The sequence below is a fragment of the Coprococcus ammoniilyticus genome, from assembly GCF_025567345.1.
Taxonomy (GTDB): Bacteria; Bacillota; Clostridia; order Lachnospirales; family Lachnospiraceae; genus Coprococcus; species Coprococcus ammoniilyticus.
Map to the genome: position 1 here is coordinate 89,009 of NZ_JAOQJS010000003.1, position 22,096 is coordinate 111,104.

Consider the following 22,096-nt stretch of genomic DNA (forward strand, 5'->3'; position numbering starts at 1 on the left):
TTTATTCTTTTTCATCCAACATGGACATCAGTATCTTTTCCGGAGTGATCGGAAGTTCTCTGTGCCATACGCCTGTTGCACGATAGATTGCATGTGCAATTGCAGGTGCAGGTGTATTGATCACTATCTCTCCTATAGACTTGGCTCCAAATGGGCCTGTCGATTCATAACTGTGTTCAAATTCTACCTGAAGATGCCCCATATCAAGGCGGGTTGGAATCTTATACTGCATGAAACTGGATTCAATCGGACATCCTCTTTCATTGTAGGTGACATTCTCAAACAGTGTATGCCCGATTCCCTGTACGATGCCGCCTTCTGCCTGAATACGTGCCAATGCCGGGTTGATAGGAATTCCACAATCAACAACAGCTACATAATCCAGAATTTTTACCTCTCCTGTATATCGATCTAACTCAATCTCAACCATGCCGACCATATAAGGCGGAGGCGATACAGGTGAAGAATGGGAAACCGTTGCTACTGCTGCGATATCATTTGCAATCTGGTCTTTTACACTAATCTCGGCAAGTGACACACTTTGATCTGTATTGACCCGACATGCCCTTCCATTTTCAAAGATCATTTCCTCCGGACTGCAGGAAAGCATACCGGCTGCTATCGCACAAAGCTTTTTTTTCAGTTTCTCACAGGCAAGTTCTACGGCCTTACCCGTAACATATGTTGTAGATGATGCGTACGAACCGGAATCATATGGTGATGCATCTGTATCTGCCCCAAATACAGCTACATCATCCACGGAACAATCCATACATTCTGCCACCATCTGAGCCAGGATCGTGTCACACCCGGTTCCCATATCTGCCGCACCGATGATCAGATTAAATGTTCCGTCATCGGCCAGCTTTACCGTTGCCGATCCGACATCCAGATTGGAGATACAGGAGCCTTGCATCGCCATAGCTACTCCGGCTGTTCTTACCTTCCCATCTCCTATCTCACGAACAGGATATTTCTCGTCCCAATGAAATAATTCTTTGCATTTTGCCATACATTTATCAAGTGCGCAGGCATTTGCTGTCTCTCCATAATATGCCGGCATCTTCATTCCTTCACGGATCATGTTGTTTTCACGGATTACAGTCGGATCAATTCCAAGTCTTTCTGCAAGTTCATTTACAGCACTTTCCAGTGCAAATATACCCTGTGTCGCACCATATCCCCGGTAAGCACCGGCTGCCATCGTATTGGTATATACTACATCATAATTAAACCGATATGCTTCAAGTCCACCTGTATAAAGGGGAATTGATTTATGTCCGCTCAGACCAACTGTTGTAGGTCCGTGTTCTCCATATGCTCCTGTATTTGAAAGTGTATACAGATCCAGTCCGCGGATATGTCCGTCCCGGTCTGCTCCCAGGCGTACACGGACTTCCATCTCATGCCGCGGAGAACCGGCAATCTGACTCTCTTCTCTTGTAAATATAAGTTTGGCGGGTTGTCCGGTCTTCAGTGTGACAAACGCCGGATATACTTCACTGACTGCTGTCTGTTTTGCTCCAAAACCCCCACCGATTCTTGGTTTCTCAACACGTATCCTGCTCTTTGGAATGCCCAGTGCTCTGGAAAGGATACGACGCACATGAAATACAATCTGTGTAGACGAGATCACATGAAGCCTTCCATATCGGTCAAAACAGGTATATGTGCGGAAGGTTTCCATCATTGCCTGGTTAAACGCCCGCATATGATATGTGTGTTCGAACACCTCATCACAATCCGCTATTACGGCATCCACATCACCATCTCCGTTTTTTTCACTTGCAACCAGATTCCGTCCGGGATCTCCTCCAACTTCCATAGGTGGAAACCAGTCCTCCTCCGGGTGTACAAGGACAGCACTATCCTTTGCCTGATGAAAATCAAGGACCGGTTCGAGGATATCATATTTCACTTTTATCAGCTTCATTGCTTTTAAAGCAGCTTTCTCATCCGTAGCCGCAATAATAGCAACAACATCCCCTACAAAACGTACATGCCGGTCTATGATCAGCCGATCATAGGGAGATGGTTCCGGATATGTCTGTCCTGCAATCGCAAACCTCTGCTTTGGAACATCCTTCCATGTATAAACATCTACAACTCCCGGAACTTTTTTTGCTATTGCTACGTTGATATCTTCTACAATAGCATTGGCATATGGGCTTCTTAAAAGCTTTACCGTCAAAGCATCTGATGATGTAATATCATCAACATAAACCGGTTTTCCCAAAAGGAGCTGCATTGCATCTTTTTTACGAACCGAATAATTGACTGACTTATACTTCTTTTCTTCCATGAATGCCCTCCTCTGATCTCTTATGTTCCAGATAATTTCGAATTCCCCGCAACTGGCCTTCATATCCGGAACATCTGCAAAGATTTCCTGCCAGATAAGCACGGATCTCATCATCTGTAGGATCCGGATTTTCTCGCAATAATGCAATCGTGTTCATGACAAATCCGGGATTGCAAAATCCGCACTGATCAGCTCCCTGATCTGCAATAAAACCGACAAATTCAGAAGCTTCCTCCTGAAGTCCCTCTAATGTCTGTACCTCATGACCAGCTGCTCTTGCTGCCAGCACTGAGCAGGAAAGCACAGGAATGCCGTCCAAAAAGACTGTACACAATCCGCAATTTGCAGTTTCACAGCCTCGCTTTACACTGTAGCATCCATGCTTTCTCAGAAAATCGATCAGAAGCAGATCCGGTTCAATAGAATCCACCAGTTTTTTTCCATTTACAATTACTGTTATCTCCATTTCTGCTCCTCTCTCAATTTATTTAATAATCTCTGACTTAATATACGAATCAGTCTGGAACGATACTTTGCTCCAGCTCGATGATTACTTCCTGTCGGAATATGTTTCTCTGCCCACATAGCAAAGTCCTCTATAGAGTCTTCTGTCAGTTTCTCTGACAAAAGTCCTTCTTCATCCAGAAGAAGCATCGCTCGTCCCGGTCTTGCTCCCACTGATAAACGATATTCCCCGCCTACAACAGAAGCCGCACATGCGATCACCGGAAAATCAGTACTTTGATTTCTTACAGATGCATAAGAGAAGCACCCAGACGTTTTCTTTATGACAAGACGAACCAGAACATCCTGATCCGGTTTCTGCCCCACAAATTCTCTAAGTGGTATTCTCCCACCCTGATATAATTCCACATATGTATCCATGGCAAGAAATACCGTCAGCACATCAGAGAAACCAAAACGTCCCCAGATACTTCCACCTATCGTTGCCAAGTTACGAAACTGTACACCGACAATATCTTTTACAGCGTCTCTGACAGAATTTTGTGTATAATTATTTAAGCCTCTATGCAATTCAAGCTGTCGTAGAGATACCATCGAACCGATAATGATCTCATTCTCCGTCTCCTCGATCTGATCCAGTTTCAGATCACATAGATCAATTGCTGTCAATATCGTCCGGTTCTGCATCTTTGTCCATAACATTCCACCGATTATACAGCTACCTTTTTTTTGATTTAACTGATAAGCCTCTTCCAGACTTTTAACACGTATATAATTCTGAATTGTTACCATAAAAAGCTCCTTTAAATGTTGCCTTAGCCGCACTATATCAAAATATATTATAGTAAAAATACTTGTTTTTGAAAAGATGCTTTGCTACAATACCGTTATATTATTCAAAATATAACGAAAAGGAGTTATTATGAAAAACACACTAAAAAAATACTTATCCTTATTATTAATCTGTTCCCTGCTTTTATCTCTGGTAGGCTGTAATACTTCATCAAAGCCTGCAGACACGGGGACAACCGCTTCATCAGAAGCAACCTCAGAATTATCATCAGAAGCTTCTTCAGATGATGTGTCTACAGAAGCTGCCGAAAAAGAAACCTCTTATCCGGTCACAGTTACGGATCAGGCAGACCGCACCGTTACCATTGAAAAAGAGCCAGCTAAGATTGTAAGCGGATATTACATTCCTTCCAGTCTTCTGATTGCACTTGGATTATCGGACAAGGTGGTAGGCATTGAGGCAAAGGCAGACAAAAGACCAATCTACAAACTGGCTGCTCCGGAGCTTCTGGAACTTCCAAATGTCGGAACAGCAAAGGAATTCGATCTGGAAACCTGTGCTTCTCTTTCACCGGATCTTGTAATTTTGCCGTTAAAGCTAAAGGATGCCGCAAAGAGTCTGACAGAGCTTGGTATTCCTGTGTTACTGGTAAATCCAGAAAGTCCGGATCAGTTATCCGATATGATCAGTCTTATTGCCACAGCTACAAATACCCAGGATAAAGCAGACCAACTGCTTGACTTCATTAATCAGGAAAAAGAAATGCTTACTACTTCTCTTGCAACCGCAGACGACACTCCGAATATTTACCTTGCAGGTAATTCTTCTCTCCTGTCAACTGCCGGTCCAGCTATGTACCAATCAGGTATTATCGAACTTGCAGGCGGTAAAAATGTAGCATCTGATATCTCTGATACCTATTGGGCCGAGATTAGCTATGAACAGCTTCTCTCCTGGGATCCTGATTATATTATTCTTGCTTCTGATGCAGAATATACAGTAGATGATGTATTAAGCGATCCGAACCTGAAAGACTGCACAGCAGTAAAAAATAACCACGTTTATGCTATTCCAGGGGATATCGAAGCACTGGACAGTCCTGTACCTGCTAGTATCCTGGCTTCCATCTGGCTTGCCGGAATCCTGCATCCTGATCAGGTTTCAACTGATACTTATACGAAAGAGATGAATTCTTTCTATGAAACATTCTATGGAATCAAAAAATAAAGCAAATTTATATCTTATTGCCGGAAGCGTAGGTCTGATTCTTCTGACAGCAGCTTCCCTGTTTATCGGAAAATACAGGATCACCCTGACCGGTCTGATAGCCGGAGACTCCATGCAATGGCGTATATTTCTTACGCTCCGTGCCAGCCGCGCTGTTATCGGTGCTATCGGAGGATTTGTCCTTGGCATGGCAGGTTTTGTCTATCAGACCGTTTTTCGGAATCCTCTGGCCTCCCCTGATATCATTGGCGTATCTTCGGGAGCCAGTGCCGGTGCAGCATTTGGAATTCTGTTCTTATCCGGTTCTATGGCGATCACAGTCTCTGCTTTTGCAGGGGCTGTTTGTTCTGTTATCCTTGCACTGGTATTATCTTCCATAACCGCAGGCCGGGATGGTCACAGCATTGTACTTGCCGGAATCGCTGTTCACAGTCTCGCACAGACGGCGCTGGTTTGTCTGAAATTAATCGCAGATCCGGAAAAACAACTGGCATCAATTGAATATTGGATCATGGGAAGCCTAAATGGAATCAGCATCTACTCCATAAAAGGAAATATTATCCTATGTCTTTTCTGTTCAGTCATTCTATTCTTATTATATCGACAGATCATACTTCTCTCTTTAGATGATAATGAGGGAAAAATGCTCGGTGTAAATGTACAGCAGATTCGTCTGATTGTTTTGTTGATTGCGACACTGGCTGTTTCCGGTGTGATCAGTATGACCGGACTGATCAGCTTCGTATCTCTTCTGGCACCACACGGAGCACGTTTATTACTAAAAAACAACCGACTATCCACTATGCTGTTAAGCGGACTGATCGGTGGATGTCTGCTGACCATGGGAGATATATTCGCTCGTAGTATAGCATCCACAGAACTGCCTGTAAGTATCTTTACAAGTCTTTTAGGAGTCCCATTCTTAATCTATTTATGTATAAGGAGAAGTGATCGGATATGAAATTACTAACTGTAAACAATCTGTCTGCCGGATATAATGGAACAAACATTATCAGAAATATCAGTTTTTCCGTCGACTCCGGTCAGATTATTGGTATACTGGGGGCAAACGGTTGCGGAAAAACCACCTTGATCAAGTCCCTGGCAAATCTGCTTCCCCATACGGGGAACTGTCAGCTTGATACAATTACCGTAGAATCAGTTTCCCCAAAGGAACTGGCAAGGCTTTGTGGATATATACCACAAAATAACAGTATCTCTTTAGATCTCACGCTTTTTGATGTAGTTATGATGGGGTTCAACCCTGAACTGAAACTGTTGCAGACTCCAACCCGGCAAATGAAAGAAACAGCTATACAGGCACTTATCGATGTTGGTCTTGGCAACCGGATGTATGATAATTTTCAAAGTCTGAGTGCCGGTCAGAAACAGTTATGTATATTAGCACGTACATTTGCAGGCAAACGAAAACTTCTTCTTTTGGATGAACCGGAAAGTGCCTTAGATTTTCGGCTACGTTATCAGGCAATGGAACTTTTACAGGATTATATCCAACAAAATCATGCTTCTGCCCTGATCACACTACATGATTCAGCTCTGGCGCTAAATTATTGTGATTCACTTCTGATCCTGTCAGACGGCAGATTGATCGGTACGATCATTCCATCCGAAACATCAATTTCCGATATGGAACAGCTTCTTTCCAAAATATATGGTACAATCAGTCTGTCAACGCTTAACGATCGTCTTGGAAATAGCAGGCTTGTTATGATGAAGGAGGCTGAAACATCTTGAAAGCAATAACAAAAATTTATTTTGTAAATGATAATAACGAAAAATTTTTTGGGGCCGGACCATGCCAACTGCTTCATATGATCGAAGAAACCGGCTCTCTCCGTTCTGCATCAATCTCTATGGGACTTGCCTATACAAAGGCACTCCGTATGATCAATAAGGCAGAAAAAGAACTGGGATTTTCTCTGACAAAACGTAGCACCGGTGGCAGATCCGGTGGTGGAAGTACTCTGACTCCAGAGGGAAAGGAATGGCTGAAAAAATATGAAACCTACCGGAATGCCTGTAACGAGGCCAACAGCAAACTCTATATGGAGATCTTTTCAGACTAGTGGAAAAAAACATCTGGTTCTGACAGGAGCATCCGGAAGTGGAAAAACAACACTTCTGGCATCTCTCTTTTCCTCCCCGATGCCCGGTGTTACCTCCTGGGTAGTACCGGAAAAAGGAGTCTACCTGAAAAACAACTGTTCAAAAGAAATAATCCAGATTGGACGTTATCATTCGGATCCAACCCATAAGAGAAATCAGATGCTTGCTATTCCCGAATGCTTTGATGAAAAAGGAACCGCATTCTTACATTCCTGTCTGCATACAACTTCCGAATGGATCACGATTGATGAAATCGGTTTTCTGGAAAGTAATTCCTGCAAATACCGGCAAGCTATACGAACCTTAATGAAGCACAAACAGCTTCTCATGGTCGTGCGAAAACAAAAGCTTCCGTTCCTGGAGGAACTGCGTAACCATAAGGATGTTTTCCTTGTGGATCTCGATCAACCATATGGAAATGCAGGCTGTATCATCATGGCATCCGGTCAGGGTACCCGCTTTGGTGGAAATAAGCTGCTTGCTGATTTCAATGGACAACCATTGATCGATTTCTCTCTTAACATTATTAAGAATCTGTTTACAACATCTGTCGTGGTAACCATTCACAAGGAAATTCAGAGCCTATATATAAAACAAAATATTCCGGTACTGCTTCATACCTTTCCGCATCGAAACGACATGATTCGCCTCGGTCTGGAAACCATTGGTGATCATATCGATCGCTGCGTCTTTCTCCCCGCCGACCAGCCTTTGCTTCAAAAAGAATCCATGATCTCGCTGCTTCTTTGTGCGGAAAATGACAGAAACTCAATCTGGCGAACCTGTTATGGAGATATAGTCGGTTCTCCTGTTATCTTCCCGTCTGAATTTTTTGAGGAACTTCAGAATCTTCCTTTAAGAAAAGGCGGCAGTCTGGTAATAAATAATCATCCTGATCGTATCCGTACCTTTTCTGTTTCAGATATAAACGAACTAAGGGATATTGATACACCTGATGATTTATCCCAATTACTCCACGGGAACCTTTAATCATTCTTGACATTTTATTTTATCGTTCTATAATTCATCATGTCATAAAAAAAGAAATGAGGACGAATAAAAATGAACAAGGATCTGACCGTAGGGAAACCGGAATCTGTGCTGTGGCGTTTCTGTCTGCCACTCTTTGGAAGTGTGATCTTCCAGCAGCTCTATAACATTGCCGACAGTCTGGTTGCCGGAAAATTTATCAATGAAAGTGCTCTTGCCGCTGTTGGCAACAGTTACGAGATCACATTGATCTTTATCGCATTTGCATTTGGATGCAATATGGGATGCTCGGTTATCGTATCCAGATTATTTGGAGCAAAAGAATATCGGAATATGAAGACGGCTGTATCGACCACTTTTATCTTTACGGCTGTTTTACTGGCTGTTATGGTGATCGCCGGTCTGCTCACCAGCCGGGAACTGCTTGCTCTGATTCACACTCCGGACGATATCATGGATGCTTCCCTGTTGTATCTGAACATCTATATCTATGGTCTTCCGTTTATGTTCTTTTACAACATTGCAACCGGAATTTTCTCCGCTCTCGGTGATTCCAGAACTCCATTCATCTTCCTTGCAATATCATCCGTTTCCAATATATTTATCGATATCTTATTTGTAAAATCCTTTCAGATGGGAATCGCAGGTGTTGCCTGGGCGACCTTCCTCTGTCAGGGTGTCAGTGCTATTCTGGCTGTCGCTGTTGTGATACGCCGTCTTACCGGTATCAAGACAGACGGCCGTTTCCGGTTCTTTGATGGCAGCATCTTAAAACAAATCCTGGTCGTTGCTATCCCAAGCACCCTGCAGCAGAGCTTTATATCCATCGGAAATATTATCATCCAGAGCGTTATCAACGACTTCGGAACCAGCGTTATCGCCGGATATTCTGCGGCTGTCAAGCTGAACAATCTGGTTATCACCTCTCTTACCACACTGGGAAATGGTATCTCAAACTATACCGCCCAGAATATCGGTGCAGGCAAGATCGATCGTATCCGTTCCGGCTTCAAGGCTTCCTTAAAGCTGGTCTGGCTGTTATGTATTCCATTTGCATTGTTATACTTCACCTGCGGAAGATGGCTGTTACTGCTCTTTCTTGACAATCCGACTGCAACTGCGATCAAAACAGGTATCACTTTCTTATGTATCCTCGCACCATTTTATTTCGTCGTATCCATCAAATTAATGGCAGACGGAATTCTGCGTGGCGCTGGTATCATGAACAAATTCATGATCTCCACCTTTACCGATCTGATCCTTCGAGTAGTCTTATCTATCATCTTTTCAAAGATATTCGGTTCTGTCGGTATCTGGTGCTCCTGGCCGGTCGGCTGGTGCTGCGGAACTGCAGTCTCCGTCCTCTTTTACCGTGGTGAACAAAAGCGGAATTTTAAAAATGCATTTTCTTATTCATATGAATATAGAAGATAATATTTATCACGATACCGAATATCGTTGCGACCGGTGCTGCAAGTCCGATCTTCATCAGGCTGGCATCCGGCTGGATGCTCATATAATAGGCAAGTGGCAGACGCACAAGCAGGGTCTGGATCAACCCCTGGATCATAACCCACAATGTCTTGTCATGTCCGTTAAAATAACCGATCATGCTGAATAGAATCGCTGTAACAATAGACTCTAATGCAAAACCTCTCAGGTAATCATAGCCTTTCTGAATAACCACCTGTTCCGTTGTAAAGATACCGGTCAGAAGATCACCCTTGAACATGACAAGTACAAATACAATACACCCGATCACAAGTCCTATACCCATACCGGAATACATTGCTTTCTTTGCCCGCTTCTCATTACCGGCTCCGACGTTCTGTGAAACAAAGGATGCCATCGACTGCATCAGCGAACTAGGTACCAGCATGGCGAAATTTACAACCTTGCAGGCTACTCCATAGCCCGATGATGCTTCCAGTCCCAGGCGATTGACAAATGCACATAATGCAAGGAAAGATCCCTGTGTCAGACATTCCTGAAGTGCCAGCGGCAGTCCGGTCTTTAACGCCTTTTTACAGTGCTCATTCAGTCTGAAATCTGCCTTTGTGATCGTAAATGGAAGCTGTTTCTTTACAAGCAGAATAATTGCAAATACAACACTGACCGCCTGTGCTGCCACAGTTGCGATCGCTGCTCCGGCTGCATCCATATGGCATCCGGCTACCAGCACCAGATCCCCGATGATATTTACGCCACAGGCAACCGCTACAAATATTAATGGTGATCTGCTGTCACCAAGTCCACGGAATATCGCCGATAACAGATTATAAGCAACAATGAAGAAAATACCGCCTCCACAGATGCGGATATAAGCAGAAGTCAGTCCTACTGCCTTTTCCGGCGCCTGCATCAGAATTGCGATTGGACGGGGAAATGCGATCATAACAACAAACAGTACGGCTGAAATCACCGCAAATACAACTGCAGATCCACCGATCAACGCTCCGATCTGCTCCGGTTTCTTCTCTCCGATATATCTTGCGATCAGTACCGTAATTCCCATCGCAAGCTGTGTGATCACAAATGTAACCAGATTTAGAACCTGACTTCCGGTCGATACCGCAGACAGACCGGAGGTACTGCCAAATCGTCCAACCACCAGAAGGTCAACTGCTCCATATGCCGCCTGTAATACAAGTGCACCAAGCACCGGCATCATAAACGGAATTAATTTTCCAAGTATACTTCCCTGTGTAAAATCTGATCTTGAACTATTCAATGTTGACCCTCCTTTCGCTCATGACTTTATAAAACTTCTCAATCGTATGGATCATACAGTCTGCTTCTTCATCAGAGATATCACCCATATACTCTGATAACCGGCTGTAATAATTCTGGTCATATTTCTCTGACAGCAGTTCACCTTTCTCTGTGATCCGGATATAGGTTATTCTGCCATCCTCCGCTGAGGCATATTTGCTGAGGTAACCTTTGGCTTCCATTTCCTTTACCGTTCTTGTCACTCCCGGTCTTGGAAGATTCAGGTAGTCGCTGATGTCCGATACCTTTACGTGTTCCTGACTCCTTTTGATGATATGTATGACATCCATATACTGGATATATGCCGGTGTGATACCCTCCGGAAGTTCCGGCAACAGCTCCCGTATCCGTTTCGCCAGATAACAGGCATCCAGCATCCGTTTGATCTTATCTGCATCCATGTCCTGATACTCCTTTCTTAAGCCATTTGAAAATTATCATCTGCAATCAGATAATTTTATATATCGGTCTGTATAGTTACCATAGTTAATTACCGATGGTAATTATATGAGTAGAGCAAAAAAAAGTCAAGACTTTTATCCAACACAAAAATAAAAATCTCCTTCTGCCATAAACGGATACCATAAACAGCACATCCATTTTTAACACAAGGAGATTTTATTCTTATCAGATCACCCCACTGAATATTGATTCTCATTCTTCATTCATATATTGAATATCTATTTTATTATTCTACATCGAGATCCAGCCAAGTGCATTTGCAACCGAGCTTGCAAGAATGATCAGGACGAAGATCGGACATATGTATTTGATCATCACAACGAAGACTTTCTTTCTGCGGAATGCACCCTCACCATGACGGATTTCCTCTTCTATCTTATCGATTCCCACAACTCTTGAAACCAGTAAGCAGGTCATAAGTGCTGCGATCGGCATCATAACCGAATTCGTCAGAAAATCAAACAGATCTAAGAACTGCATACCGATGATCTTTACACAGGCGAGCGGTCCATATCCAAGTGATGACAGACTTCCAAGGATCAGCATGATCACACCTACGAAAACAGTTGCTTTCTTTCTGTTCCAACCGATCTCATCCTCAAATGTGGATACTGCACTCTCAGTCAGTGCGATTGAGCTGGTTACTGCTGCAAATAAAACCAACAGGAAGAACAGAATACCGACTATTGTTCCAAGTCCCATATTCTGAAATACCTTAGGGATCGTTATAAACATCAATGAAGGACCTGCCTGTAAGGTATCAGGATTACCACCTGAAAATGCGAATACCGCAGGAATGATCATAAGTCCTGCCATGATCGCAATCGCCGTATCAAACACCTCAACATTCCTTGTAGCATCCTCGATCGCCGTATCCTTTTTCATATAAGAACCAAATGTGATCAGAATACCCATTGCGATTGACAGGGAATAAAACATCTGGCCCATCGCCGCTACCACAGTCATCCATGAAAAATTATCAAAATTCGGAACAAGAAAATACTTCACGCCCTTTAATGCCCCCGGTCTTGTCACTGAATATACAGCAATAAGGATCGATAACACGATCAGTACCGGCATCATGATCTTTGATACACGCTCAATACCATTCTGAACACCTGCAAAGATGATCCCCAGCGTAAACAGACAGAATACGATGAAACAAAGCTCTGTCGAAACGCCATTCGAGATAAAGTCTGTAAAATATCCATCCTTTGCCAGATTCTTTCCATTTCCTTTGACATATTCCACCAGATATTTGATAACCCAGCCACCGATCACCGAATAATACGGTACGATCAACACCGGTATGATCGCATTGATCCAGCCGCCAAAGGACAACCATTTCTTCTTACCAAATGACCGAAACGCTCCGACCGGACTCTTTCTTGTCATACGACCAATCGCAGACTCAGCAACGATCATTGTATATCCAAATGTGAGTGCCAGTAGAATATAGATCAGAAGGAAGATTCCTCCTCCGTACTTTGCTGCCAGATACGGAAACCGCCATATATTTCCAAGACCGACCGACGCTCCTGCCGCCGACAGCACATACCCTATCTTCCCCGAAAATGAACTTCTGTTGTTATTATTTTGTATATCCATCGTACTCTAACTTCTGCTCCATGTACCCTGAAGCAAAATATCCCTTCTCTTTTTTCTTTTCACAGTGTACAGCTTCGATTCTAACATGAATGATCGATTAAGTCACTACTTTATCATATTTTCAATAAATACAGCATACCCTTCCGTCGGATCATCCACAAGCACATGTGTAACCGCACCGATCAGCTTGCCATTCTGTACGATCGGGCTTCCACTCATGCCCTGACAGACACCACCGGTAAGTGCGATCAGATCCTCGTCCTCTACCTTAAATTCCATATTTTTATTGGCAGTATCGGTATGAACCGCCAGAATGTTGATCTTGTATTTTTTCAGATCCCCATCCAATCTGGAATAAATATATGCCTCTCCGGTCTGAACTTCATCAGGATCTGCGATATACATGGCTTCTGCAGCTTTGTAATGCTTCGCCACATATTCTTCATCCAGATATCCGCCGATTCCGTTATCATAATTACCTTCTACAATTCCGATCAGATCCTTCTTGTAAAGGATCGTTCCCTGAAGCTGTCCCGGCATCGACACAAAGGATCGGTTGATCTTCGTTATATGTGTAGTATAGATACCCCCACCGGTGCTGCTGATCTTAAGCCCGGTATCATTATCCGATACGCTGTGTCCAAGTGCCATAAACTGATTGCCACATAGAAAGGTCACTGTTCCGATACCCGATATGTCATCTTTCACCCACAGGCCTAACATATAAGAATTCTTATTTGTTTTCACAGGTGTAACCTCTGCTACCTGTGACTTTCCGTCCCGCAGAAATGTAAGCCTCACAGCTCCGGTAATATTCCCGGATAAAGCCTGCATCAGTTCCTTTTTTGTTGATATGGCTGTTCCGTTTACAGCTGTGATGTAATCTCCTGTCTGAATCAGGCCGTTACAGGGAGAGCAGATCTCTCCCTGTGCAGTTTCCACCTCACCACAGTCTACAACCATAACTCCATCTGTTTTCAGATAGATCCCGACCGGTTCGCCGGACGGTATCACTTTCTGTCCGGACAGATCATCGAATACAAGCTCCGCATCTTCATACCTGATCTCCTGATCTCCGATATCTCCGTTCCAGAAATAAGCGACTGCCAACAGTGTAAATGCGATCAGATCCAAGATCAAAAATCCGATCAGCAGCGAACGGTAACGGCTTGAAGTTTTACTTTCTTCCATCCTAACTTCTCCTTTCCATTTACAGGCTGCTCTCAGAAAATTCACTACACAGACTTTGGCTTGTTGTCCGCGCAAAAAAAGATAAAAAAGAGCAGCAACTGATTTATTGCTACTCTTAGTATTGGTTTTTTTGTTCTGTTTTTAATTAGTGTATTTTTGCTTTGTCTGCCAGTTCTTTCATATCTCTGGCATTTTCAACCGCGGCATTTGTGATCTCTGCGCCACCAAGCAGTCTGGCAATCTCAAGCACGGATTCTTCCCGGTCTAACTTGGATATCTGCGTGATCGTCTTGCCATCCTTTACCACTTTTTCAATTCTGTAATGGCTGTCCGCCATTGCCGCGATCTGTGGCAGATGCGTAATACTGATCACCTGATGCGCTTTTGATATAACCGCAAGCTTTGCTGCCACACTTGATGCTGCTCTGCCGCTGATGCCGACATCAATCTCATCAAATATCAGAGTATCAATGTTATCTTCCGATGCCATGCAGGATTTGATCGCAAGCATGATCCTCGAAAGCTCACCGCCGGATGCGACCTCATAAAGCGGACGTTCTTTTTCTCCGACATTTGTCGATACAACAAAGTAACAGTCGTCGATACCGGAGGTTCCCGGATGTGCCAGACGGTCAAAATGCATATCGAACCGGATCTGATTAAAACTCAGATCCTCCAGTGCCTCTGATACCCGCTTACATAATTCTTTTGCCTGAATCCTTCGTTCTGCACTTAAAGCTTCCGCTGCCTGATCCAGTTCTTTTTGTGCTGTTTGCACCTTCTGCTGCAATTCTTCCGCATATTCCTCATACTGCACAAGCTTTGCTTCATCCTGCTTCAGCTGCTCCAGATAAGCAAGCACATCATCTAGGGTTCTTCCATATTTTCCTTTTAAATTATTAATGGTATTCAGCCGGTCTTCAACCTCATGGAATTCAGACTCATCAAATTCCATACTCTGCATATAATCACTGACCGATACATTAAAATCATTTAACAGCGAATCAATATTTGTAAGCTCGCTGAAGATGCTCTCTATCTCCTCATCCAGACCTTTTATCGCTTTTAAGCTTGCAAGTGCACGTCCGATCTCATTTCCGGCAGATGCGTTCCGGTTATACCCTGTGATCGAATACACCTCAGAAACTGCTTCTACAATATCCTTGGCATTCACCATCTTACGGTACTGCTTCTCCAGTTCTTCATCTTCACCCGGAACCAGCCTGGCTCCTTCGATCTCTCCTGCTTCAAACCGGATATATTCCAGTTTCCGTTTCCGCTCGCCTTCATCCATCTGTCCTTCTTCCAGTTCTTTTCGAAGATCTTCAAATGTTTTATAGCAGTCTTCATATTTCTGTTTTAATGAAGCAAGCGGTCTTTTTGCAAATTTATCCATAATATTCAAATGCTCTGCCTTCTTCAACAGGATCTGCTGCTCATGCTGTGCATGCATATCCACAAGAAGTGCCGAAACATCTTTTAACTTTGCTGCTGTTACTGTCTGGTCATTAATAGTATTCATGGTTCTGCCATTTACTATTCGTCTGGTTACGATGATCTCTCCATCCTCTGACGGTGTAACCCCAAGCTCCTGCAGCTGCTTCACCAGTGATTCATCATCAATAAAAAACAATAACTGACAGAAGCCTTCTTTTTCCGGATCTCTCAGCATATCTTTTGGAAGCTTGCCTCCCATACCAATCTTTAAAGCTCCCATAATAATAGACTTACCTGCACCGGTCTCACCGGTTAAGATATTCAGTCCATCTGTAAAATTGATATTTGCATCTTCAATCAATGCAATATTTTTTATGTGTACATTTAAAAGCATATGTCCTCCTGTGTATTCCATGCACAAAATAACAGAATTTACATCTTTTCAATCTGCGCCTTGATCGACATCGTCAGGTTCTTATCCTTCACAGCAAGGAAGATCGTATCATCTCCTGCGATACAGCCCATCAGCCCATCAATAGCCATATGATCCAGTGCAGCCGCTACAGCCATGGCAACACCGGAGATTGTCTTGATCACGATCAGGTTCTCTGCTGCATCTACAGAAATAATTCCTGTGCTCAGAACCTTCTTATAGGAATCCAGCGTCTCATAACGATTGTTCTTCTCAACGGCGTACTTCTGTCTGGCTCCCGGTACGGATACCTTGGTCAGATTCATTTCCCGAATATCTCTGGAAACAGTTGCCTGTGTTGCCTGAAATCCCTCTTCCTTCAGTTTCTCCAGAAGATCATCCTGTGTTTCAATATCATATTTTTCAACAAGCTCTAATATCTTTGCCTGTCTTTGATATTTCATCTCAGTTTCCTCCTAATTTATTTCTAAGTATCTCATAAAAATTTACATTACTTGCTTTGATCAGTCTGGTTATCTTCTCCGCCTTGCGGATATCTACCCGGTCACCAACGGATAATTCCACATCATTACCACCATCAAAGGAACAGATTGCCTCTGTATCCTGCGTCTTACGCTTCTTGGTGATCTCTATCGTGATCCTCTCTTTGCCGGATAATACGATACTCTTTGCAGTCAATGAATGTGGTGATACCGGCGTGATCACTAATAGCTCTGCATCCGGGCTGACGATTGGCCCTCCCGCTGACAGATTATAGCCGGTTGAGCCTGTCGGTGTCGATATCACAACACCATCTGCCTCATATGTATCAAGCACCTGTCCATCAACAGACACATTAAGTCCGATCAGTCTGGAAAATCCTGCCCGGCTGATCACGATATCATTTAAAGCACTCTTGCGATACGTTGTGCCATCCGCTTTCGTAACCGTACCTGTGACCATCATTCGTTCTTCGATCGTAAAATCATCCGTCAGCAGCCGATCCAGTATCTCTTCGATATTTGCAACTTCCCCTTCTGTCAGAAAGCCTACCGTACCCAGATTGATCCCAAATAACGGTATATCAATATCTTCCGTCTCACCTGCCATGCGTAACAGTGTTCCATCACCACCAAGAACCAGTACACAATCAAACTGCTCTTTCTTTAAAGCTTCCCAGTCCGAAGACTCCAGCTGGAATACGTCCCGCACCATACAGGCTGCTCCATGCGCTTCCAGATAACTCTGTATTCTGTTTGTAACTGTCGAATCGGTGTCCTTATCGGGATTCACCACGATCATAAAACGATTCATCGGATCTTTACTCCTCTTACAGGCATCTGTGTGATTCTTCCACCATAGCCTTTATATCAAATTCTTTATTTTCCTTCGTCTGATCCTTTGTTATGTACAAAAGATACTCGATATTTCCTTCCGGTCCCTTGATCGGTGAATAGCTTAAGTCAAGTGTTTTAAATCCGATCTGTCTTGCGAAGTCAACGATCATCTCAACCACTTCTACATGCACCTTCTGATCTCTGACAACGCCCTTCTTACCGACCTTTTCTCTACCGGCTTCAAACTGTGGCTTGATCAGACACACGATCTCTCCGTCGTCTGTCAGAAGCTCTTTTACCGGAGGAAGCACCTTTGTCAAAGAGATAAAGGATACATCAATCGATGCAAATGCAATCCTGTCTTCGATATCATCCGGTGTCACATAACGGATATTTGTTTTCTCCATACAGACAACCCGCTCATCGTTTCGAAGCTTCCATGCAAGCTGTCCATGTCCGACATCCACCGAATACACCTTGACTGCACCATTTTGCAGCATACAGTCCGTAAATCCACCGGTTGAAGATCCAACATCCATTGCCACTTTTCCTGCAAGACTTACTCCAAAGCAATCCATTGCCTTTTCAAGCTTTAAACCACCGCGACTCACATATTTTAATGTGTTGCCTCTTACTTCTATCTGTGCTTTCTCATCAAATGTCGATCCTGCCTTGTCTTCCTTTATGTTATCTACATAGACAATGCCCGACATGATGATCGCCTTTGCTTTTTCTCTGGACTCTGCAAGTCCACGATTTACCATCATTACATCCAGTCGTTCTTTCATCTCTACTCCATTATGTCCCGAATCCGTCTGTATATGGATTCAGCATCTATCTTCAACATCTTTCTCAGTTCTTCTACACTTCCATGACGGACAAAGGTATCTTCGATTGCGATCGGAAGCACCTTCACATCACTTGCCTTTGATTCCAGATATTCCTCAACCAGAGCACCATAACCGCCATGCAGAATACCTTCCTCGATCGTTACGATCAGCTTATGTGTCTCTGCCAGATGGTCGATCATCTCTTTATCTAATGGCTTGATAAATCTTGCATTGACAAAGGTCACCTGTCTGCCTTCCTGTAGGAACCGATTATATAATTTCTCGGTTTCTTCCACCATATTTCCAACCGCTACTAATGCGATCTCACTTCCCTCACGGAGGATCTCGCTCTTTCCGTATTCGACCGGCTCATTATAATCTTTCAAACCGTAATATGCCTGTCCTCTGGCGTATTTGATCGCAACCGGTCCGTCATAGGCTACTGCCCATTCCATCGCTCTGGTCAGCTCATAGCGGTTCTTCGGAGCCATAATGACCAGATTCGGAATATGCGATAAAAATGCTGTATCAAAGATTCCCTGATGTGTCTCACCGTCTGCCCCGACCAGCCCTGACCGGTCGATTGCAAATATCACATGCAGGTTCTGCATACAGACATCATGCAGGATCTGATCGTAAGCTCGCTGTAAGAAGGAAGAATATACCGCTACCACGGGGATCATGCCCTCCGCAGCAAGTCCTGCCGCAAATGTTACCGCATGTTCTTCTGCAATTCCCACATCAAAGGTTCGATCCGGGAATTCCTCTGCAAATTTATTGACTCCGGTTCCCTTGCTCATTGCTGCCGTGATCGCAACGATTCGATTATTTTCTGTTCCAAGTTCTATCAGTTTTCTCGCAAATACAGCAGTATAAGATAAACCTTTTTCTACATTTTTCACTTTTCCGGTTGCAACATCAAAGGAACTGATCCCATGGAAATAGCATGGATGCTTCTCCGCATATTTATACCCTTTTCCCTTGATCGTTTTCACATGAACCAGAATCGGTTTATTTAACTTAAATGCACGTCGGAAGGTTTCTTCCATCAAGCGTATATTATGACCATCGATCGGTCCGATATAGGTAACGCCCATCTCCTCAAAGAACATTCCCGGAACAAACATCTGCTTCAGGGAGTCCTTTGACCGCTTCAATCCTTTGGCAAGCTTCTCACCTGCTACCGGTATATGCCTCAGTGCTTTCTCGATTCCGTTTTTCAGATCATTATATGGCTGACCAACACGAAGCTTACTCAGGTAGCTTGACATTCCACCTACATTGTGGTCGATCGACATCTCATTGTCATTCAGCACGACCAGACATCCGGTCTTGACCTCTGCCATATTATTTAGCGCTTCATAAACCATACCACCAGTGAAGGAACCATCTCCGACAACCGCTGCTATCTTTTCCTGCGTTCCTTTGATTCCTCTTGCGCATGCCATACCAAGTGCCGCCGACATCGCGGTCGAACTGTGTCCTGTATTAAAAGCATCACAATCACTCTCACTGGTCTTGGGAAATCCGCTTAAACCACCAAACTTCCGTAACGTTGTCATCTGATCTTTTCGTCCGGTCAGGATCTTATGCACATAGGACTGATGTCCTACATCCCATACCAGCTTATCAGCCGGGAAATCCATCGCACGGTGAAGTGCGATCGTAAGTTCCACGCACCCAAGGTTTGACGCCAGATGCCCACCCGTCTCGCTGACATTTGCGATCAGAAACTCTCGGATATCCTGTGCCAGCTCCGGCAGATCTTTCTCATCTATTTTCTTTATATCATTTGGTTCTTGTATTCGATCCAGTATACTCATATCTTTCATCTCTGTTATTTCTTTCTGTTGACCAGTTCCAGAATCAATTCATCCAGAAATTCGTTCTTATACGGAAGCTGATCCAGTCTTGTAACCGCACGCCTGGATATCTCCGCGACATCCTTCTTGGACTCCTCAAGTCCGTGGACCGTGACATAAGTTACTTTACCATTTTCTTCATCTGAGCAGACAGGTTTTCCAAGCACTGCGCTGTCACCCAGAATATCCAGAAGATCATCCTGGATCTGGAATGCCAGTCCGATATCCGATGCGATCATCTCGACCTGCTTCAATTCGTCTTCCGTTGCTCCGGCAAGTACTGCACCGATCATCATCGATGCCTCGATCAACGCACCCGTTTTATTCTCATATACAAAATGAAGCTGATCACCACTCATCTGCTTCCCTGTCATCTCTACATCTACAACCTGTCCACCGATCATTCCATTGACGCCTGCTTTTTTTGCAAGGATCGTAAATGCTCTTGCGACATTCTGATCAGCCGGTTCCAGCTCAAATGCCTTACAGGCTGTTTCAAATGCATAGTTTAAAAGGGCATCTCCTGCAAGGATCGCCATTGCCTCACCAAATACCACATGAGAAGTCTTTCTGCCTCTGCGGTACTCATCATTATCCAATGCCGGCAGATCATCATGGATCAGGGAATAGGTATGTATCATCTCGATTGCTGCCATGAAAGGCTCTACAACTTTTCCTGTTCCGCCAAATAAACGATAGGTTTCCTGCATTAATAACGGACGGAGTCTCTTTCCTCCTGCCTGAAAGGAATAGTTCATTGCCGTAAAGATAGTTTTCTGAAACCCTTCTTCTGCCGGTGCATATGTGTATATAATATCCTGTACTTCTTTTGTACGAAGTTCTAATTTATTCTTTTCCACTGTTCTCTCCACTTAATACGATCATTTCTTTTTCTACATCACACAAATTATCCTTACATGCCTGAACAAGCTGTACGCCCTCGGCATAGGCTGCCAGACTGTCCTTTAACGATGTCGCAGGATTCTCTAAGACAGCCGTGATCGCTTCTATTTTCTTCAGGGATTCCTCGATCGAGAAATCCTCCTTTTCCATCTTCTCTGCCATTTCTAATCTTCCTCTTTCACATCCGTTACTCTTGTCTCGATCAGACCATCATGAACACGGATGGTAATATGGTCATCTTTTTCTATCTCTTTTATCGTCGTTACCGGCGTTCCGGTCTTTTCGATATATCCAAATCCATTTATAAGCTTCGCCGATGGTGACAGACCATGCAGACGTTCTGCAAGAAGCATCACCCGGTGTTCGTATCTGTCGTACTTGTTCTTCATAGCACGGTTTAAACGATCTGACAGTTCATCCAGATAGATCTGCTGCTGTGCAAGCCTCTGCTTCGGATTCAGGATACGAAGATGCCTTTCTGCAGCCTGCAGCTTCTCCTGATATGCTGCAAGTCTCCGTTTCATCAGATAGTCCATCTGTCTGCCCTGATTTATGACCTGATGGACTGTAGACATCACATCCGGGATTGCCTGCTCACAGGCGGCTGATGGTGTCGGTGCTCGAAGATCCGCCGCATAATCAGCGATCGTATTATCAATCTCATGACCTGTACCGGAAATGATCGGCGTCTTTGCATGATAGATTGCCCATGCAACAACCTCCTCATTAAACGCCCAGAGGTCTTCGATCGAGCCACCGCCACGACCGATAATGATCGTATCTACGCCCATGTTATCCAACACTTCGATTCCATGCGCGATATCTTCTGCTGCCCCATCTCCCTGTACCTTTGCCGGATACAGGATAAGCTGGACATATGGATTTCTTCTCTTTGCGATGTTTCTGATATCCTGGATCGCCGCACCTGTCTGTGCTGTCACGATACCTACCCGCTTCGGATATGCCGGTATCGGCTTCTTGATATCAAATTCAAACAGTCCCTGTTCATACAGCTTCTGTTTCAACTGTTCATACCGCTCATAGAGATTTCCAATCCCATCCAGCTTGATCTCTTTTACATATAACTGATATCTGCCATCCCGTTCGTAGATATTCACACTTCCGTGGCAGACTACCTGCTGCCCGTTTTCCAGTTTGAAATCAAGACCGGAATATGCATAACTTTTAAACATAACAGCCATGATCGAACCGGTCTCATCCTTCAATGAAAAATAGATATGCCCGGAACTGTGATATTTGCAGTTAGAGACTTCTCCCTTCACATAAATATCACCAAGCAGATAATCACTGCTGATCAGATTCTTGATATATCCATTTACCTGTCCGACAGTATAGCTTTTCTTTGCCATATTCTCAC

General features: G+C 43.9%; 21 protein-coding genes. 6 read left to right on the forward strand and 15 right to left on the reverse strand.

Going from position 1 to position 22,096, the window contains the following annotated elements:
* Position 1 precedes the first annotated feature (1 nt).
* The 3 genes from OCV60_RS05055 to OCV60_RS05065 are packed head-to-tail and all read right to left on the reverse strand — an operon-like array spanning position 2 to position 3,559.
* Positions 2-2,302 carry a xanthine dehydrogenase family protein molybdopterin-binding subunit gene (locus OCV60_RS05055; protein ID WP_262529613.1) on the reverse strand — a complete coding sequence of 767 codons (2,301 nt, stop codon included), beginning with the start codon at positions 2,300-2,302 and terminating at the stop codon, positions 2-4.
* Positions 2,283-2,768, reverse strand: a complete 486-nt coding sequence (locus tag OCV60_RS05060) for a (2Fe-2S)-binding protein (RefSeq protein ID WP_262529614.1) — start codon at positions 2,766-2,768, stop codon at positions 2,283-2,285. Before OCV60_RS05060 ends, OCV60_RS05055 begins: the two co-directional genes overlap by 20 nt.
* Positions 2,759-3,559 (reverse strand): FAD binding domain-containing protein, encoded by an 801-nt coding sequence (locus tag OCV60_RS05065; protein ID WP_262529615.1) that lies wholly within the window; start codon positions 3,557-3,559, stop codon positions 2,759-2,761. The genes OCV60_RS05060 and OCV60_RS05065 overlap by 10 nt, the downstream gene beginning before the upstream one ends.
* A gap of 130 nt (positions 3,560-3,689) precedes the next feature.
* Between OCV60_RS05065 and OCV60_RS05070 the strand changes: the two genes are divergently transcribed.
* The 6 genes from OCV60_RS05070 (at position 3,690) to OCV60_RS05095 (ending at position 9,338) form a co-directional block, all read left to right on the forward strand.
* Positions 3,690-4,787, forward strand: coding sequence for an ABC transporter substrate-binding protein (locus OCV60_RS05070; protein ID WP_262529616.1), 1,098 nt, complete (start codon positions 3,690-3,692; stop codon positions 4,785-4,787).
* The gene (locus OCV60_RS05075) at positions 4,771-5,748 is read left to right on the forward strand and encodes a FecCD family ABC transporter permease (RefSeq protein WP_262529617.1); all 978 of its coding nucleotides are present in this window, start codon (positions 4,771-4,773) and stop codon (positions 5,746-5,748) included. Before OCV60_RS05070 ends, OCV60_RS05075 begins: the two co-directional genes overlap by 17 nt.
* A complete protein-coding gene (locus tag OCV60_RS05080) occupies positions 5,745-6,542 on the forward strand; it encodes an ABC transporter ATP-binding protein (RefSeq protein ID WP_262529618.1) in 798 nt (265 codons plus the stop codon). Before OCV60_RS05075 ends, OCV60_RS05080 begins: the two co-directional genes overlap by 4 nt.
* Positions 6,539-6,874 carry a winged helix-turn-helix domain-containing protein gene (locus OCV60_RS05085; protein WP_008401492.1) on the forward strand — a complete coding sequence of 112 codons (336 nt, stop codon included), beginning with the start codon at positions 6,539-6,541 and terminating at the stop codon, positions 6,872-6,874. Before OCV60_RS05080 ends, OCV60_RS05085 begins: the two co-directional genes overlap by 4 nt.
* A complete protein-coding gene (locus OCV60_RS05090; RefSeq protein WP_262529619.1) occupies positions 6,807-7,904 on the forward strand; it encodes an NTP transferase domain-containing protein in 1,098 nt (365 codons plus the stop codon). Before OCV60_RS05085 ends, OCV60_RS05090 begins: the two co-directional genes overlap by 68 nt.
* Before the next feature lie 72 nt (positions 7,905-7,976).
* Entirely contained in the window at positions 7,977-9,338 is a 1,362-nt protein-coding gene (locus OCV60_RS05095) for an MATE family efflux transporter (RefSeq protein ID WP_262529620.1), read from the forward strand.
* Here OCV60_RS05095 and OCV60_RS05100 read toward each other — a convergent pair.
* The 12 genes from OCV60_RS05100 to xseA form a co-directional block, all read right to left on the reverse strand.
* On the reverse strand, positions 9,298-10,635 hold the full coding sequence (locus OCV60_RS05100; protein WP_262529621.1) for an MATE family efflux transporter: 1,338 nt from the start codon (positions 10,633-10,635) through the stop codon (positions 9,298-9,300). The genes OCV60_RS05095 and OCV60_RS05100 overlap by 41 nt on opposite strands.
* Positions 10,628-11,077, reverse strand: a complete 450-nt coding sequence (locus OCV60_RS05105) for a MarR family winged helix-turn-helix transcriptional regulator (protein WP_262529622.1) — start codon at positions 11,075-11,077, stop codon at positions 10,628-10,630. Before OCV60_RS05105 ends, OCV60_RS05100 begins: the two co-directional genes overlap by 8 nt.
* Positions 11,078-11,369: 292 nt before the next feature.
* Complete coding sequence (locus OCV60_RS05110) at positions 11,370-12,746, reverse strand: sodium-dependent transporter (RefSeq protein ID WP_262529623.1); 1,377 nt, start codon at positions 12,744-12,746, stop codon at positions 11,370-11,372.
* Positions 12,747-12,851: 105 nt separating this feature from the next.
* Positions 12,852-13,937, reverse strand: a complete 1,086-nt coding sequence (locus OCV60_RS05115) for a SpoIVB peptidase S55 domain-containing protein (protein WP_262529624.1) — start codon at positions 13,935-13,937, stop codon at positions 12,852-12,854.
* Positions 13,938-14,082: 145 nt separating this feature from the next.
* Positions 14,083-15,768 (reverse strand): DNA repair protein RecN, encoded by a 1,686-nt coding sequence (recN, locus tag OCV60_RS05120; RefSeq protein WP_262529625.1) that lies wholly within the window; start codon positions 15,766-15,768, stop codon positions 14,083-14,085.
* Positions 15,769-15,806: 38 nt separating this feature from the next.
* The gene (argR, locus tag OCV60_RS05125) at positions 15,807-16,250 is read right to left on the reverse strand and encodes an arginine repressor (RefSeq protein ID WP_021944752.1); all 444 of its coding nucleotides are present in this window, start codon (positions 16,248-16,250) and stop codon (positions 15,807-15,809) included.
* A gap of 1 nt (position 16,251) precedes the next feature.
* Positions 16,252-17,100, reverse strand: a complete 849-nt coding sequence (locus OCV60_RS05130) for an NAD(+)/NADH kinase (protein ID WP_262529626.1) — start codon at positions 17,098-17,100, stop codon at positions 16,252-16,254.
* A 16-nt stretch (positions 17,101-17,116) separates the two neighbouring features.
* Positions 17,117-17,911, reverse strand: coding sequence for a TlyA family RNA methyltransferase (locus tag OCV60_RS05135; RefSeq protein ID WP_021944754.1), 795 nt, complete (start codon positions 17,909-17,911; stop codon positions 17,117-17,119).
* 2 nt (positions 17,912-17,913) lie between these two features.
* The gene (gene dxs / locus OCV60_RS05140; RefSeq protein ID WP_262529627.1) at positions 17,914-19,776 is read right to left on the reverse strand and encodes a 1-deoxy-D-xylulose-5-phosphate synthase; all 1,863 of its coding nucleotides are present in this window, start codon (positions 19,774-19,776) and stop codon (positions 17,914-17,916) included.
* A gap of 14 nt (positions 19,777-19,790) precedes the next feature.
* The gene (locus tag OCV60_RS05145) at positions 19,791-20,675 is read right to left on the reverse strand and encodes a polyprenyl synthetase family protein (RefSeq protein WP_262529628.1); all 885 of its coding nucleotides are present in this window, start codon (positions 20,673-20,675) and stop codon (positions 19,791-19,793) included.
* Positions 20,662-20,880 (reverse strand): exodeoxyribonuclease VII small subunit, encoded by a 219-nt coding sequence (gene xseB / locus OCV60_RS05150; RefSeq protein ID WP_117823484.1) that lies wholly within the window; start codon positions 20,878-20,880, stop codon positions 20,662-20,664. Before xseB ends, OCV60_RS05145 begins: the two co-directional genes overlap by 14 nt.
* A 2-nt stretch (positions 20,881-20,882) precedes the next feature.
* The gene (gene xseA / locus OCV60_RS05155) at positions 20,883-22,088 is read right to left on the reverse strand and encodes an exodeoxyribonuclease VII large subunit (protein WP_262529630.1); all 1,206 of its coding nucleotides are present in this window, start codon (positions 22,086-22,088) and stop codon (positions 20,883-20,885) included.
* Positions 22,089-22,096 lie beyond the last annotated feature (8 nt).